Annotated in this window: 16 protein-coding genes and 1 pseudogene; 12 read left to right on the top strand and 5 right to left on the bottom strand. The window is 64.6% G+C overall.

All coding sequences use genetic code 11. The annotated features are described in order from the left end of the window. Positions 1 to 492: 492 nt before the first annotated feature. Genes ACNFG0_RS21490 through ureG form a run of 8 tightly spaced genes read left to right on the top strand, consistent with a single transcriptional unit; the run spans position 493 to position 6,033 of the window. On the top strand, positions 493 to 1,326 hold the full coding sequence (locus ACNFG0_RS21490) for an urease accessory protein UreD (protein WP_416766303.1): 834 nt from the start codon (positions 493 to 495) through the stop codon (positions 1,324 to 1,326). A 10-nt stretch (positions 1,327 to 1,336) separates the two neighbouring features. Then, a complete protein-coding gene (locus ACNFG0_RS21485; protein ID WP_196156739.1) occupies positions 1,337 to 1,639 on the top strand; it encodes an urease subunit gamma in 303 nt (100 codons plus the stop codon). A 10-nt stretch (positions 1,640 to 1,649) separates the two neighbouring features. Then, positions 1,650 to 1,967, top strand: coding sequence for an urease subunit beta (locus ACNFG0_RS21480; RefSeq protein WP_416766301.1), 318 nt, complete (start codon positions 1,650 to 1,652; stop codon positions 1,965 to 1,967). Next, the gene (ureC, locus tag ACNFG0_RS21475; protein ID WP_416766299.1) at positions 1,964 to 3,667 is read left to right on the top strand and encodes an urease subunit alpha; all 1,704 of its coding nucleotides are present in this window, start codon (positions 1,964 to 1,966) and stop codon (positions 3,665 to 3,667) included. Before ACNFG0_RS21480 ends, ureC begins: the two co-directional genes overlap by 4 nt. Before the next feature lie 10 nt (positions 3,668 to 3,677). Continuing rightward, positions 3,678 to 4,163, top strand: coding sequence for an urease accessory protein UreE (gene ureE, locus ACNFG0_RS21470; protein ID WP_196156738.1), 486 nt, complete (start codon positions 3,678 to 3,680; stop codon positions 4,161 to 4,163). Positions 4,164 to 4,181: 18 nt separating this feature from the next. Further along, positions 4,182 to 4,727 (top strand): HupE/UreJ family protein, encoded by a 546-nt coding sequence (locus ACNFG0_RS21465; protein ID WP_196145310.1) that lies wholly within the window; start codon positions 4,182 to 4,184, stop codon positions 4,725 to 4,727. Then, positions 4,727 to 5,401: an urease accessory protein UreF gene (locus ACNFG0_RS21460; protein WP_416766297.1), complete on the top strand. Its 675-nt coding sequence runs from the start codon at positions 4,727 to 4,729 to the stop codon at positions 5,399 to 5,401. The genes ACNFG0_RS21465 and ACNFG0_RS21460 overlap by 1 nt, the downstream gene beginning before the upstream one ends. An 11-nt stretch (positions 5,402 to 5,412) precedes the next feature. Then, positions 5,413 to 6,033, top strand: a complete 621-nt coding sequence (gene ureG / locus ACNFG0_RS21455) for an urease accessory protein UreG (protein ID WP_196145312.1) — start codon at positions 5,413 to 5,415, stop codon at positions 6,031 to 6,033. A gap of 94 nt (positions 6,034 to 6,127) precedes the next feature. Here ureG and ACNFG0_RS21450 read toward each other — a convergent pair whose 3' ends face one another. After that, a complete protein-coding gene (locus ACNFG0_RS21450; protein ID WP_196145313.1) occupies positions 6,128 to 6,439 on the bottom strand; it encodes a hypothetical protein in 312 nt (103 codons plus the stop codon). A gap of 178 nt (positions 6,440 to 6,617) precedes the next feature. On the opposite strand from ACNFG0_RS21450, the gene sodC reads away from it, so the two are divergent. Both sodC and ACNFG0_RS21440 read left to right on the top strand, forming a co-directional pair. Further along, positions 6,618 to 7,133, top strand: coding sequence for a superoxide dismutase [Cu-Zn] SodC (gene sodC / locus ACNFG0_RS21445; RefSeq protein WP_416766294.1), 516 nt, complete (start codon positions 6,618 to 6,620; stop codon positions 7,131 to 7,133). 116 nt (positions 7,134 to 7,249) lie between these two features. Next, on the top strand, positions 7,250 to 8,155 hold the full coding sequence (locus tag ACNFG0_RS21440; protein ID WP_196145315.1) for a LysR substrate-binding domain-containing protein: 906 nt from the start codon (positions 7,250 to 7,252) through the stop codon (positions 8,153 to 8,155). 146 nt (positions 8,156 to 8,301) lie between these two features. Here ACNFG0_RS21440 and ACNFG0_RS21435 read toward each other — a convergent pair whose 3' ends face one another. Both ACNFG0_RS21435 and ACNFG0_RS21430 read right to left on the bottom strand, forming a co-directional pair. Then, a complete protein-coding gene (locus ACNFG0_RS21435) occupies positions 8,302 to 8,718 on the bottom strand; it encodes a RidA family protein (protein ID WP_416766293.1) in 417 nt (138 codons plus the stop codon). Further along, positions 8,718 to 10,074: pseudogene (locus ACNFG0_RS21430) on the bottom strand (flavin-containing monooxygenase). Before ACNFG0_RS21430 ends, ACNFG0_RS21435 begins: the two are co-directional and overlap by 1 nt. Positions 10,075 to 10,376: 302 nt before the next feature. Between ACNFG0_RS21430 and ACNFG0_RS21425 the strand changes: the two are divergent. Both ACNFG0_RS21425 and argE read left to right on the top strand, forming a co-directional pair. Further along, on the top strand, positions 10,377 to 11,051 hold the full coding sequence (locus ACNFG0_RS21425; protein WP_196156734.1) for a DUF1028 domain-containing protein: 675 nt from the start codon (positions 10,377 to 10,379) through the stop codon (positions 11,049 to 11,051). Next, positions 11,044 to 12,204, top strand: coding sequence for an acetylornithine deacetylase (gene argE, locus ACNFG0_RS21420; protein WP_196145319.1), 1,161 nt, complete (start codon positions 11,044 to 11,046; stop codon positions 12,202 to 12,204). Before ACNFG0_RS21425 ends, argE begins: the two co-directional genes overlap by 8 nt. A 248-nt stretch (positions 12,205 to 12,452) precedes the next feature. On the opposite strand, the gene ACNFG0_RS21415 is transcribed toward argE, so the two are convergent. After that, entirely contained in the window at positions 12,453 to 13,826 is a 1,374-nt protein-coding gene (locus ACNFG0_RS21415; RefSeq protein WP_416766291.1) for an APC family permease, read from the bottom strand. A 192-nt stretch (positions 13,827 to 14,018) separates the two neighbouring features. After that, positions 14,019 to 15,290, bottom strand: a complete 1,272-nt coding sequence (locus ACNFG0_RS21410; protein ID WP_196156592.1) for a carbohydrate porin — start codon at positions 15,288 to 15,290, stop codon at positions 14,019 to 14,021. Between the last annotated feature and the right edge of the window lie 177 nt (positions 15,291 to 15,467).

Genomic DNA, 15,467 nt, shown 5'->3' with positions numbered 1-15,467 from the left:
GTGGCGCGGGGCCTGGGAGCGTAGGCGGTACGCAGCAGGAGGATGGGCAGGCCGCTTCGCTCGCAGGCGTTGCAGGTCCCGTTGGGATTGGGGATCGCCTGGCGCATGGCGATGATGATGGATTTGCTGATGCTCATGAGTGGCTCCGAGCAGGGAAGTAGGAAGCGTTGCTGTGCACCGATTGAACGCTAAGGGACAACTGCCTGGCAGGGGATTTCCGGCTTCCCAAGGCGGTGTAGGACGTTTCGTTTTTTGAATTCAGCATCGAAATTCTTGGTCATGCCCTAACCTGCATCCCAAGGCATCCGATGATTGCCCGAGACCAGGCATCCCCCGCGAAAAGTTTCATCAACCTTCACCTGCCGAGTTGGCCCGTTCCCTGCTATATCCCAGCCAGCGAATTTGATCGAATGGTCAGGCCGGCGTGGTTGCATGGCGCGGTGCATGACCTTCTTTGGCGGCCATGAGGCCAGGTATTTCAAGGGCCACAGGATGTCATTGGCGGAGCAGGTCGAAAAAACCGGGAAGGAGGCGGGTTGGAGTGCGCAGTTGCAATTGCGCTTCATCCAACGCCAGGGCATGACCCGCCTTGGTGCGCGCCGGCATTTCGGTCCTCTTTTGGTGCAGCGTCCGTTTCATCCGGAAGGGGCGCCGTGCCATGTCTATGTGCTGCACCCACCTGGCGGCATCGTTGCCGGTGACCGGCTGGTGCTGGATGTGCACCTCGAACCGGGCAGCCACGCGCTGCTGACCATGCCGGGGGCGAGCAAGTTCTACCGCAGCATCGGCCCGACCGCGCAGCTCGGGCAGCGTTTTCACCTGGCTGCCGGCAGCACCCTGGAATGGCTGCCCCAGGACAGCATCTTCTTCAACGGGGCCCGGGCCAGTCTCGACAGCCGTTTCACCCTCGAGCCCGGCGCCCGGTTGCTGGCCTGGGAAACCCTGTGCCTGGGCCGACCGGTGATGGGCGAGCGCTTCGTGCAGGGTGCCCTGGACAGTCGCCTGCACATCGAAATGCCCGACGACCCAGGGCTGCACGAGCGGCTGCGTATCGAAGGTGGCCGATTGGAGAAGCTTGGCGATCATCCCTTGGTCGCCACTTTTTGCGCCACCCCTGCAACTACCGCTGTGCTGGAGAAGGCGAGGCAAGTGCTCGACGGGCTGGGCAGTCCGGCCGGCGCCACCTTGCTTGGGCCGTTGCTGGTGATTCGCTTGCTCGACCACGACAACCAACACCTGCAACACACCCTGCAGCGCCTCTGGCACGTGCTGCGTCCGGCCATCCTTGGCCTGGCCCCGTGCCCGCCGCGCATCTGGGCCACCTGAGAGAGGCGCCATGGAGCTGACCCCGAGAGAGAAAGACAAACTGCTGTTGTTCACCGCCGCGCTGTTGGCCGAGCGGCGCCTGGCCCGAGGCGTGAGGCTCAACTACCCCGAAGCGGTGGCGCTGATCAGCGCCGCAGTGCTGGAGGGCGCGCGCGATGGGCGCACGGTCGCCGAGCTGATGAGCCTGGGCCGCGAGGTACTGCAGCGTGAACAGGTCATGGAGGGGGTGCCCGAGATGCTGCACGACGTGCAGGTCGAGGCGACCTTTCCCGACGGCACCAAGCTGGTGACCGTGCATGACCCCATTGTGTAAGGAGCCGAGCATGATTCCCGGAGAAGTCCAGGTCGCCGAGGGCGACATCGAGCTCAATGCTGGCCGCGAAACCCGCCGCGTCAGCGTGGCCAACCATGGCGACCGGCCGGTGCAGGTCGGGTCGCATTATCACTTCTATGAAGTCAACCAGTGCCTGGTCTTCGAGCGCGAAGCGGCGCTTGGGTTTCGCCTCGACATCCCCGCCGGCACCGCGGTGCGCTTCGAGCCGGGGCAGGCGCGCACCGTGCAGCTTGTGGCCTATGCCGGCAAGCGTGAGGTCTTCGGCTTCCAGGGCAAGGTGATGGGCGCGCTGGAGGGCAGGGCATGAGCCGCATTTCCCGGCAGGCCTATGCCGACATGTTCGGCCCCACCTTGGGCGATCGCGTGCGCCTGGCCGATACCGCCTTGTGGGTCGAGGTGGAAAAGGACTTCACCGTCTATGGCGAGGAGGTCAAGTTCGGCGGCGGCAAGGTCATCCGCGACGGTATGGGCCAAGGCCAGATGCTCGCCGCCGACGCCATGGATCTGGTACTGACCAATGCCTTGATCATCGACCACTGGGGTATCGTCAAGGCCGACATCGGTGTCCGGCACGGGCGTATCGCCGCCATCGGCAAGGCGGGCAACCCCGACGTGCAGCCAGGTGTCACCGTGCCGGTCGGCCCCGGCACGGAAGTGATCGCCGCCGAAGGCAAGATCGTCACCGCTGGCGGGATCGACTCGCATATCCACTTCATCTGCCCGCAGCAGGTGGAAGAAGCGCTGACCAGCGGCGTCACCACCTTCATCGGCGGTGGTACGGGGCCTGCCACCGGCACTAATGCCACGACCTGTACGCCGGGCCCCTGGTACCTGGCGCGCATGCTCCAGGCCGCCGACAGCCTGCCGATCAATATCGGCCTGCTGGGTAAGGGCAACGCTTCACGGCCTGAAGCGCTGCGCGAGCAGATCGCCGCCGGTGCGGTGGGCCTGAAGCTACATGAGGACTGGGGCTCCACGCCCGCCGCCATCGACTGCTGCCTGGGCGTGGCCGAGGAGCTGGACGTGCAGGTGGCGATCCATACCGACACCCTCAACGAATCCGGTTGTATCGAGGACACCCTGGCGGCCATCGGCGATCGCACCATCCATACCTTCCACACCGAAGGCGCCGGGGGCGGCCATGCGCCGGACATCATCCGCGCGGCGGGGCAGGCCAACGTGCTGCCGTCATCGACCAACCCGACCTTGCCGTACACGGTCAATACGGTCGATGAGCATCTGGACATGCTCATGGTCTGCCACCACTTGGACCCGAGCATCGCCGAGGACGTGGCCTTCGCCGAGTCGCGCATCCGCCGCGAAACCATCGCCGCGGAAGATATCCTCCATGATCTGGGCGCCTTCGCCATGACTTCGTCCGACTCCCAGGCCATGGGGCGGGTCGGCGAGGTGGTGCTGCGCACCTGGCAGGTGGCGCACCAGATGAAGCTGCGCCGTGGGCCGCTGGCAGCGGACGGCAGCTACAGCGACAACTTCCGGGTCAAGCGCTACATCGCCAAATACACCATCAACCCAGCCCTGACCCACGGCATCGCCCATGAAGTGGGTTCGGTGGAAGTGGGCAAGCTGGCCGACCTGGTGTTGTGGTCGCCTGCCTTCTTCGCGGTCAAGCCGGCGCTGGTGATCAAGGGTGGAATGATCGCCAGCGCGCCGATGGGCGACATCAACGGTTCGATCCCGACCCCGCAGCCGGTGCATTACCGCCCCATGTTCGGTGCCCTGGGCGCGGCGCGGCATGCCACGCGCATGACCTTTCTGCCCCAGGTGGCGATGGGGCGTGGCCTGGCCGATGAGCTTGGCCTGCGCAGCCTGATCGGCGTGGCCCACGGCTGCCGGCGGGTGCGCAAAGCCGACATGGTCCATAACGACCTGCAGCCGCATATCGAGGTGGATGCCCAGACCTACCAGGTGCGCGCCGACGGAGAGCTGTTGGTATGCGAACCGGCCTGCGAGTTGCCGCTGGCCCAGCGTTATTTCCTGTTCTGAAGGAGTGCCCATGATTGTCCTGACCCGCCGGATCGCCGAAGCCGAAAGGGTGACCGGCACCGTCACCCTGGATGTGGACCGCCGCATCAAGAGCCGTTTGCGCATGACCCTGGACGATGGCCGTGAAGCCGGGCTGATGCTCGAGCGCGGCCATTTGCTGCGCGGTGGCGAATTGCTCGCCGATGCCCAGGGCATGCAAGTCGTGAGAGTACTGGCAGCCCCCGAGCAGGTATCCACGGCGCGCTGCGCCGACCCGTTGTTGCTGGCCCGTGCCGCCTATCACCTGGGCAACCGCCATGTGCCGCTGCAGATCGAGGCGGGCTTTTTGCGTTACCAGCACGACCATGTACTGGACGAGATGCTGCGCGGCCTCGGCCTGACCGTGCTGGTCGAGCAGGCGCCTTTCGAGCCGGAGGCCGGTGCCTACCAGAACGCGCCTCACGGTCACGCTCACGGCCACGATCATCCGTTCGTGCGTTTACCCGTCCATTCCTGAAATACCTTGGAGCATTCGATGAAAAAGACTTTCGCCCTTGCCTTGCTGCTGGTGGCCTTGCCGGCCTTCGCCCACCCAGGCCACGACAGCAATCCCTTGCAGGACGGCCTGCTGCACCCCCTCACTGGCCTGGACCACCTGCTGATGTTGCTGGGCACCGGTGTGCTGGCAGCCTTGACCCGGCGCCACCTCGGCCTGCCGTTGGCTACCTTGGCGGCCATGTTCGCCGGCGCGGTGTGCGGTCATCTGTTCGGCGGCGTGCTGGGCATGGAAACCATGATCGCGGTGTCTGTTCTGGTCGCGGCGGGTGCCTTGCTGCTACCGAACCGGCAACTGTCGCTGGCCCTGGCCATGCCGGTGTTCGCGCTGTTCCATGGCTGGGCCCACGGCGTGGAAGCCACCCCAAGTGCATTCTGGTTGTTCAGCGCAGGCTTCGTCACCGTCAGTGGCCTGCTGCTGGTGGCAGGCTTCGCCCTCGGCTGCCTGCTGCGCCGTCATAGCCGCCTGCAGAAGGTCTTTGGGGGCGGACTGCTGGCCGGCGCTGCATTCGTGCTGGTCGGCTGATGAGCGGTGACCTGGCGCTGCTGCGCCTGCTGCAACTGGCCAGCCCCGGCCTGCCGGTGGGCGGTTTCACCTATTCCCAAGGCCTGGAATGGGCGGTGGAGGCTGGCTGGGTGCAGGATGTCTCGAGCTTCGCGGCCTGGCAGCGCCAGCAGATGTACGACACCCTGGGGCTGCTCGACTGGCCGGTGCTGGCGCGGCTGCACCGGGCTTGCCTGGACGACGATATCGAGCGCTTCGACCATTGGTGCCGCTTCCTGCTGGCCAATCGGGAGACCGCCGAGCTACGGCTGGAAGAGCAACAGCGCGGCAGCGCCCTGGCACGCATGCTCGACGGCTGGCAACTGGGCCAGGCCCCGGCCTGGCGTGCGAGCCTTGCACGTTGCCAGCTGGGCGGCATGGCCTGGCTTGGCGCGCATTGGTCCATTGCGCTGCGCCAGTTGGCCCTGGGCCATGGCTTCGCCTGGCTGGAGGGCGCGGTGACCGCAGGGGTCAAGTTGGTGCCGTTTGGTCAGCAAGCCGCCCAGACCCTGCTGCGGGACTTGAGCGAAGAGCTGCCCGCCGTGCTCGAAAGCGCCCTGAACCTCGCAGACGACCAGCTCGGCGGTGGCCTGCCACTGCTGGCGATCGCCTCGTCATGTCACGAAACCCAATACACCCGTTTGTTCCGATCCTGAGGACTGCCTTGATGCAACATTACCAGCAACCCCTGCGCGTCGGTGTCGGCGGCCCCGTTGGCTCCGGCAAGACCGCGCTGCTCGAAGCCTTGTGCAAGGCCATGCGCGACCAGTACCAGATCGCCGTGGTGACCAACGACATCTACACCAAGGAGGATCAGCGCATCCTCACCGAGGCCGGCGCGCTGGAGCCCGAGCGCATCGTCGGTGTGGAAACCGGAGGCTGCCCGCATACCGCTATCCGCGAGGATGCCTCGATGAACCTGGCTGCCGTGGAAGCGCTGGCGCGCAAGTTCGGCAACCTCGAGGTGATCTTCGTGGAGAGCGGCGGCGACAACCTGAGCGCGACGTTCAGCCCGGAGCTGGCCGACCTGACCATCTACGTGATCGATGTGGCCGAGGGCGAGAAAATCCCGCGCAAGGGCGGGCCCGGCATCACCAAATCGGATTTCTTGGTGATCAACAAGACCGACCTGGCGCCCCATGTCGGCGCCTCGCTGGAGGTGATGGCGCATGATACCCGGCGCATGCGCCCGGAGCGGCCGTGGACGTTCAGCAATCTGAAGAAGGGGGAGGGGCTGCAGGCGGTGATCGACTTCATCGTCGAACGTGGAATGCTGGGCGTCGGCTGAACGGGCAACGGCGTCCACAGCCTCGATAGTGTTGAGGCGAAGGTGCCTCGAGTCGCTGTGCGGCGACAGTGATACCGGCCAGCCAGCTCAGGGTTCAAAGGCCTTTGCGCTGGTCGGTCGGATGCCCCTGCAACGAACCCACGAGCTTGAGCGTGGTGCCGTCGGCCAGCGTCAACACAAGGTTTTCGAGGGTCCCGGCCAGGCGATCCGGAAAGATCGGCTGACCGTCGGGGTCGACATCGTCGTAATAGAACCGCGTGCCTTCAAGCCAGCCGAGGGCCGTCTGCAAGTCGGGGCCGAGGTAGTACTTGCCGTCGAGGAAGAAGCCAGTGAACTGCCAGGTACGCTCCTCGTTATCTACCGTGTAGCGTTCGCCAGGTTGCATGCCGGTTTTGGGATCGAGCATTCGATGAGCCTCCAATGGTAATGGTTATGGGGTAGAAAACCCCTCCTGCGCAGAGGTTCCTTACAAGGGACGGAAGTGTTTCTGACTGTGGCGCGATGGAATCGCTGGCAACCTGCGCAGTCCCACCTGATAGGTGGGCATACATGAAGCCCGATATCCCTCGCCATGGAGAAATGTCATGAAAGCAGTGGTAATGACCGCATTGCTGGCCACCGCCGGCCTCGCCCAGGCCGCCCAGACGGTGGAGTTGAAACTGGCCGGCCCGGATGGCCCAGGCAAGCCGATCGGCACGGTCACCCTCGAGCAGGGCCAGTATGGCACCGTGCTCACCCCGGACCTCAAGGACCTGCCACCTGGCGTGCACGGTTTCCACCTGCATCAGCGCCCCTCGTGCGAGCCTGCCCAGGAGAACGGCAAGCCGGTGCCGGCCGGTGCCGCAGGCGGGCATTGGGACCCAGATGCATCCAACGCCCACAAAGGCCCCTACGATGACAGCGGCCACCGCGGCGACCTGCCGGCGCTGTATGTCGGTGCCGACGGCAAGGCCACGACGCCGGTATTGGCGCCACGGCTCAAGGCAGAGGACTTCAAGGGCCATGCCCTGATGGTGCATGCCGGTGGCGACAATCACAGCGACCACCCCGAAAAGCTTGGCGGGGGTGGGGCTCGGGTGGCGTGCGGTGTCGTTCAATGAAAAATATGCTCAAGCCATAGGCAAATCCTTGGCCACCGAAGCGCCGGCCGAGCCGGCGCTAGGGTAAGGTGGCGGGAAAGATCCCGTGCGCCGCCAACGGCGCCAGAGAGGTGCCTGTGGCTTCCTATACCTTGCGTCAACTCAAGTACTTCGTCACCACCGTGGAGGCTGGCAGTGTCGCCGAGGCGTCACGCCAGCTGTACATCGCACAGCCCTCCATTTCCACGGCTATCAAGAGCCTGGAGGAGAGCTTCGGTGTTCAATTGTTCATCCGCCACCACGCCCAGGGCGTGTCGCTGACACCCAGCGGCAAGCGTTTCTACGCCAAGACCAAGGCCCTGCTGCAGATGACCCACGAGTTCGAGCAGAACGCCCTGGCCGACAACGACACGGTGGCCGGGCAGATCGACATCGGGTGTTTCGAGACGGTGGCACCGTTGTACCTGCCCAGGTTGATCGCCGGCTTTCGCGAGCGCTACCCGGGCGTGGATATCCGCCTGCGCGACGGTGAGCAGCAGGACCTGATCCAGGGGCTGACCGCCGGCACCTTCGACCTGGCATTCCTCTACGATCATGACCTCGACGGCACCATCGAGGCCGAGCCATTGATGGCGCCGCAAAAGCCCTACGTACTGCTACCGGAGAAACACCGCTTCGCAGGCCAGGCCCAGGTGTCCCTACGGGACCTGTGTTCGGAACCGATGATTTTGCTCGACGTGGCGCCGAGCCGTACCTATTTCGTCAGCCTGTTCAACGAGATGGGCCTGACGCCGAACATCGTCTTCAGTTCGCCGTCGATCGAGATGGTGCGGGGAATGGTGGGGCAGGGGTTCGGTTTTTCGCTGTTGGTGACCCGGCCGCATTCGCCCTACACCTACGACGGGCAGCGCTTGGTGACCGTGGATATCGCCGAGCCGGTGACGCTGTCGGGGCTGGCGGCGGCGCGCTTGAAGCGCGTGCAACTGACCAAGCCGGCGCAATTGTTCGTGGAGTTCTGTCGGGAGCAGCTGGAGCAGCTATAGAAAGCATCGCGGGACAAATCGAACCTGTGGGAGATCACCCAGCCCTCCCGGGCTGCGCTGTCGCACAAAGAACAAGCGGCTAGCGCCGCCCCCTCTGCGGGAGCGGGCTTGTCCCGCGATTGGGCCGCAGAGCGGCCCTCGTTGCGTCACGATTGATCCGGCACCACGGCGATCACATCGATTTCCATCAACCATTCAGCCTGTGCCAACCCCGCTACCACCAGCCCGGTAGAAATCGGGAACACGCCCTTGAGCCACTTGCCGACCTCCTGGTACACCGGCTCGCGGAAACGTGGGTCGGTGATGTAGGTGGTGGTCTTGACGATATGCGACAGGTCCGAGCCGGCTTCCTGGAGCAACTGCTTGACGTTCTTCATCGCCTGTTCGGCCTGGGCCCGGGGGTCGCCCAGGCCCACCAGGCGGCCTTCGAAGTCGGTGCCCACTTGCCCGCGTACATAGACCGTGTTGCCCGCGCGTACTGCCTGGCAGAGGTCGTTGTCCAGCGTCTGGTTGGGGTAGGTCGCCTTGGTGTTGAACATGCGGATACGGGTATGAGTAGGCATCAGTGCGCTCCGAGGGTGCTGACTTTCTTGATCGAGGACGGGGTCTGTTCGGCATCCGCTTCGCGCTGCTGGCGATCGCGGTAGGCCTGGTAGGTACGTTGGGTGGCGATGTGGCCTGCCACATGCTTGGCGTCGTGCCATACGCCCCAGATGAACGACGAGCCGCGTCGCGACAGCCAGGGCAGGCCGAGGAAGTACACGCCAGGCTCGCGGGAAACGCCGCGTTGGTGCTGTGGCTTGCCGTTTTCGTCGAAGGTGTCGACCTGCAGCCAGCTGAAATCCACGCCATAGCCAGTGGCCCAGATGATGGTGCTGACGCCTGCCTTGGCCAGGTCCAGTTCACGCAGCGGGTTGCTGATGCAGTCGGGGTCCGGCAGGCGCTTGCGGGCCTCGGGCTCCTCCGGCAGGTCCAGGCCGTTGCGTTCGATATAGGCATCGGCGGCATCGAGCAGGGCCAGGTAGTTCTCGTCGCCGCGGCGGATGTTGTCGGCCAGGTCCGCCTGGAAGCGCACCACACCGTTGTCGAACGACTGGGTCAGACCGACCAGGGTCATGCCTTGGTGGGCCAGGGCGCGGAAGTCCACGGTATGGCCGCCGCGGGCACCGCTGACGGCGATGGTCACGTGTTCACGGCCGGGCTTGGCGATTTCCGCATCCCATTCGCCGAGCACACCCAGCCACCAGCAGAAATCGCGGTTGCGGTAGCTGCGCGGGGGGCGGTCATGGGCGCCCACCGACAAATACACCTGGCGTCCCGCGCGCATCAGTTCCTCGGCGATCTGCACCCCTGAAGAACCCGCGCCCACTACCAGCACGGTGCCCTCGGGCAGTTGCTCGGGGTTGTAGTAGGCGGCGGAGTGGATCTGGTGCAGGCGTTCATCCTTCGGCGCGATGGCTGGAATCACTGGGCGCTGGAACGGGCCGGTGGCGGCCACCACGCGGTTGGCATGGATCACGCCCTCGCTGGTTTCGATGGTGAACCCCGGGCGATCGGCGTTGCGCATCACGCGCTTGACGTCGACGCCGGTGCGCACGGGCAGGTTGTAGGTGCGCACATAGGTCTCGAAATAGTCGGCGACCTGGTCCTTGCCGGCGAAGGCGTCCGGGTCCAAGTCGAATTCAAGGCCCGGGAAGCGGTCGTGCCAGACCGGGCCGTTGGCCACCAGCGAGTCCCAGCGCCCGGTACGCCAGGCCTCGGCGATGCGCTTGCGCTCGAGTACCAGGTGCGGCACGCCGAGTTTGCTCAGGTGTTCGCTCATGGCCACGCCGGCCTGGCCGGCGCCGACCACGAGGGTGTCGATGTCGATGTTGTTCAATGTCATGTCTGAGCCCTTCTTCGAAGGCGGTTCTATTCAGGTCGGTGGGGTACCGCCTTTGCCTGGAGCCAGACTAGGGACGCCGCGTGCATCGCGAAAATATTATTTAGCTAATGCTTGTCCATAAATTAACGAAGGCCTTGAACGGCGAGCCTTTCAGGCGTGTCAGCAGGGTTTTGGGAATACACGTTCCTTTATTTTTATTGCCTTAGTTTTTTGCTTGCCAAGCCCTAGGAAAAAGTTGGTTTCGTGGGCCATTGGCTTCTGCCCAGAATGCGTCTACCCGCGCGCAAAGTGCTTGTTTCGCGCGGCACCGCCCCCCCCCATCAGGAGCCCTGGAACATGACCTTTTCCATCATCGGCCGCTGCCCGGAAACCGGCCAGCTCGGAATCGCCATCAGCTCGTCGAGCATCGCCGTGGGGGCTCGATGCCCCTGGGTGCGTGCCGGCGTCGGCGCGGTGGCCACGCAGAACATCACGTTGCCAGCCCTGGGGCCCCAGGTTCTGGACGCCCTGGAGCGCGGGCAAGTGCCGGGCGCAGCCCTGGACCAAGTGCTCACGGCCAATGGCTGGAGCGAGTATCGCCAGGTGACCGTGATCGACAGTCAGGGCGAGGTCGCCCTGTTCACCGGCAAGGAAGCGCTGGGTGTGCACAATGCGGTGGCCGGCCAGCAATGCGCGGCCGCGGGTAACTTGTTGTCCTCTATCCAGGTGATCGAGGCGATGGTCGAAGCCTTCGAACAAACGGTAGGGCACCTGGGTGACCGTTTGCTGGCGGCCATGCACGCCGCAATGGCTGCCGGTGGCGAAGCGGGGCCGGTGCATTCGGCCGCGATGAAAATTGCCGGTGACCTGACCTGGCCGCTGGTCGACTTGCGGGTGGACTGGGCCGACGAAGACCCCATCGGCGCCTTAGGCAAACTGTGGCAGGCCTATCGCCCACAGATGCAGGACTACGTGACCCGCGCACTGAACCCCACCGCGGCGCCCAGCTATGGGGTGCCGGGCGATGAATGAGCCGAACAGCCGTGAGCTGCTGGCGCGGCTGGTGGGTTTTGCCACCGTCAGCCGCGACTCGAACCTGGAGCTGATCGGCTTCATTCGCGATTACCTGGCCGAGCTGGGGGTGGCGTGCGAGTTGTTCCATAACGATGAAGGCAGCAAGGCCAACCTGTTCGCCACCATCGGTCCCCAGGACCGCGGTGGTGTGGTGCTGTCCGGGCACACCGACGTGGTACCGGTGGACGGCCAGGCCTGGACGGCCGACCCCTTCACCCTGACCGAGCGTGATGGGCGTCTCTATGGGCGTGGTACCGCCGACATGAAAGGCTTCATCGCGTCGGTGCTGGCCGCGGTGCCAGCGTTTCTTGCCCAGCCATTGAAGCTGCCGGTGCATCTGGCGTTTTCCTACGACGAAGAGGTCGGCTGCCTGGGCGTGCGCGCCATGCTCGCTGCCCTCGAGCAACGTACGCATAAGCCACGGCTGTGCCTGATTGGCGAGCCCACCGAACTCAAGCCGGTGCTCGGCCACAAGGGCAAGCTGGCCATGCGCTGTCAGGTGCAGGGCGCAGCCTGTCATTCGGCGTATGCACCCTATGGGGTCAATGCCATCGAATACGCCGCGCGGCTGATCGGCAAGCTGGGCCAAATCGGCGACAGCCTGGCCCGGCCCGAGCACCACGACGAGCGCTTCGACCCGCCGTTCTCCACGGTACAGACCGGTGTGATCAGCGGGGGCAGGGCGCTGAACATCGTTCCGGCCGAATGCGCGTTCGACTTCGAGGTGCGGGCCTTGCCTGGCTTCGAGGCCCAGGCCGTGGCCGACCAGTTGCAGGCCTATGCCCAAGCCGAGTTGTTGCCACGCATGCGCGCGGTGAGCGCCGACAGCGACATCCGCTTGCAACCGCTCAGTGCCTACCCGGGCCTGGCGACACCAGCCGACAGCGAGGCGGCGCAACTGGTGGCGCTGCTCAGTGGTTCGAATGCGTTCGGCACCGTGGCGTTCGGCACCGAAGGTGGGCTGTTCGACCAGGCGGGGATCCCGACCGTGGTGTGTGGCCCGGGCAGCATGGACCAAGGGCACAAGCCGGATGAGTTCGTCAGTGTCGAGCAATTGCGTGCGTGCGATGCGATGTTGTTGCGGTTGGTGAAGCACCTGAGCCTTGGCTGAGGTTTGTTCCGACGCCATCGCGGGGCAAGCCCCACACAGAAGTGCGTGGGAGCGGGCTTGTCCCGCGATCAAGGGCGAAGCCCTTGCCAGGCGACGGTGATATCGGGCCCGGCCCAATCGCGGGACAAGTCGGATCGCCGCACCGCCGCTCCCACAAAAGGCTCGCAAAATTAAATAGTTATGCGTTGTTCTATGGGAGTGGGCTTGCCCCGCGATGGTGCGGGTTCAGCAACGAAAGCCTTCCAGGCTTACATCGCCTCAGGCTTGAACAGTGGCTTCTTCATCACACCCTTGATCCACACCACTGCGATCAGCGAAACCACTGCCAGCACCACCCCGGCAACGCCGAAGATCCTGCCGGTCATCTCGGGGCTCGGCGAGGCATACCAGATCGCATATAGCATCCCGCCAATGCCGAACACTTGCGGCAGTGGGTAGAACGGTGTGCGGAACGGACGCGCCAGGTGCGGGTAGCGACGGCGCAGGGCGATCACATCCAGGTGCACGATGATATACGCCAGCAACCAGGCCAGGGCCGCGGAAAGCAGCAACAGGTTGATCGCCGCAGCGTTCTGGCCCATCACCAGGATCGGCAGGCCGGTGATGGCGGCGACGAACAGCACCGCTACCCAGGGTGTATTGGCGCGGGGGCTGAGCCGCTTGAACTGCGGGAACGCCTGGCCGCTGCAGGCCATGCCGTAGAGCATCCGCGGGATGGCGGCGAGCGAGGTGTTGAGGGTACTGCAGGTGGCGGTGACCGCCGCGATCACCAAGAACACTTCGCCGGTCTTGCCGAACACCGTGGTGGCGAACAGATAATGCGGCAAGGCATCGGTAGACAGCGCCTGGCGTGGCACCAGGAACAGCGCGCCCAGGCCATACAGGGCGATGGTGGCGAAGATCACGGTCAGGCCGATCATCATCGAACGCGGAATATTGCGCTCTGGCTTGCGGGTTTCCTCTACCAGCGAGCAGACGAACTCGGCGCCGACGAAGCCCCACACGGCCATGGCAGTCAATGCCAGCACGCCTGCGCCCATCGGGTTCCAGTCGCCTTGCAGCAGGGCATGGGTAGCGCCGGCGTCATGGCCTTCACGGATGGCCGCGATGCCAAGGATCAGCAGCACGATGACCATCACTACCGCCATGGCGCTCTGCAGCTTGGCGAAGATGTCGATGCCCATGAGGTTGAGCACGGTGAACAGGCCAAGCACGGCGAAGGCCACCGAGAATTGCGGGAAGGCCCCGGGGTAGACCTTGGCGACGATCAGGTCGAGCAGCAGCAACTCGGCCGACAGGGCGAACATGGCCACCACTACGTAGCCGGAAAAGGTCGCCAGGATGGCCGGGAAGTGGCCCAGGGCGACCTCGGTATAGCTGGAGAGGCTGCCGGCGCGGGGAATGAGCAAGGCCAGCTCGGAGAACGAACAGGCATAGCTCAGCGCCAGCAGGTAGGCCAGGCCCAGCGGCACGATGAAGCCAAGGCCTGCGGCACCAACGCCTTGCAGCATCATTACCATTACGCCCTGGGACACCACCAGGCCGATGGCCACGGCCAACAGCGACCCCAACCCCAGTACCCGGCGAAAGCCGGCTTGATTCGCCTGCGCGGTGGCAGGCATGGACGCACTCGTACTCATCGTGTTCACCGCTCTTTGTTGTTGTAGTTGCGGCGAATACTGGAACAGGGGGCGGAAACGGAAAATTATTAAAAATATGCTCGGTAGGCAGGAAAAAGTTGGGTAGACCTGGCGATGATGTGTAGGAACGGCCTTATGCCGCGAAAGGGCCGCAAAGCGGCCCCGAGGCTCGGTTCAGAATGTCGCCTTGACCTGCAGCCCCACGACCAACGCATTGTCGATGTCCTGCCCGGAGAAGGCCCCCGGCTCGATGATGTATTGCACATCCGGCCTAAGGTTCAGCCACGGCGTGGCCTGGTAGCCATAGCTCAGCTCGATCAGTTGCTCGGCGCTGTCCAGGTTGGGGAAGCCTTGCCCAGCGGCCAGCGCCGTATCCTCGAGCACATCGCGACTACGGGGGTTGGGCACCGCGCGACCATAACCCAGGGCCAGGGTGTCGCGCGGGCGTCCCTCGAACGGCTTGTACAACACAACGCCCGCGCCATACCACTTGGTGAACGGCGAGGCCGCCTTGCTCGATGCAGAATACTGGCCGAACGCATGGAGGCTACGGCCGGGCGATGCCGGATCGTTCCACACGGCCTGGTCGAGCAGCAGGTAATGACCGCCACGACCGGAGACCTCCTTCTCGCTGCCGATGCGTTTCACGTCGGAGCTATCGTAGTAGTAGCCCAGCTTGTACTCGCCTGGCAGCTCGCCCTGCAGCTTGTACACCAGCTCCACCGGCACCACCGTACCGGTGGTGTGCTTGGGCCCCAGGTGCCAGGCACGACTGGAATTGCCGTTGCTTTCGGGGTCGACATTGAACGCCGCCACGCGCAGTTGCCAGGCTGGCGACAGGTCATATTTCACCCGTACCCCCAGATGCGCGTTGGGATAGTTGGTCCAGCCGCTGCCACCGGACATGTTCAGCGGGTGACCGCAGAAACCGGCGTTCATGAAGTTGCACAGGATGCCACTGTCCAGCCCGCCCAGGTCATTGCCCATGGCCATGTAGCCGAGCTTGACGTTCAATGCCGGCGTGAACAGGGTGCGCTCGTAGCTCAGTTCGGTCAGGCGGGTATACAGGCCGCCATAGTTCTCCTGGATCGGCAGGCGGTTGCCAACCAGGTCTTCGGAGGCGCTGTTGCCACGGCGGTCGTTGAGGGTCAGCTGGACTTTGCCGCCGTTGTCCAGGTCATAGAGCTTGGAGAGATCGAACTGCACACCGAGCTTGAGGTTCTGCGAATAGCGCGCCGAACGGTGCAGGCCGCCATGGGCGTTGTAGGCGGTTTCGCCGCTGTAGTCGCCGGTGAACTTGATGCCGTCTTCCTCCAGCTGGTGGCGTAGGCCGCCCCAGTCGCCGGTCAGGGTGTCACGGGTCATCAGGTCGTTGCTGGCCAGGGCGCTGGTGCTGGCCAGAGCCACGAGCAGGGCAGTGGGGGTGACGCGAAAAACGGGTGGCATTGCAAAGTCTCGGGGTTATCAATAAGGAATAAACGCGGGCTCCCACAGGCCAGCGGTATGCACGGTCCTTGTGGGAGGTCGCCCAGCTCTTCGGGCTGCGCTGTCCCCCTTGTGGGAGCGGGCTTGCCCCGCGATCAAGGGACGGTGTTACCAGGCCAGGCCCAATCGCGGGACAAG

This window comes from Pseudomonas sp. NY15372 (assembly GCF_048068215.1).
In the GTDB taxonomy this organism is placed as follows: Bacteria; Pseudomonadota; Gammaproteobacteria; order Pseudomonadales; family Pseudomonadaceae; genus Aquipseudomonas; species Aquipseudomonas guariconensis_A.
This window is presented reverse-complemented; position numbering and strand designations above follow the sequence as displayed.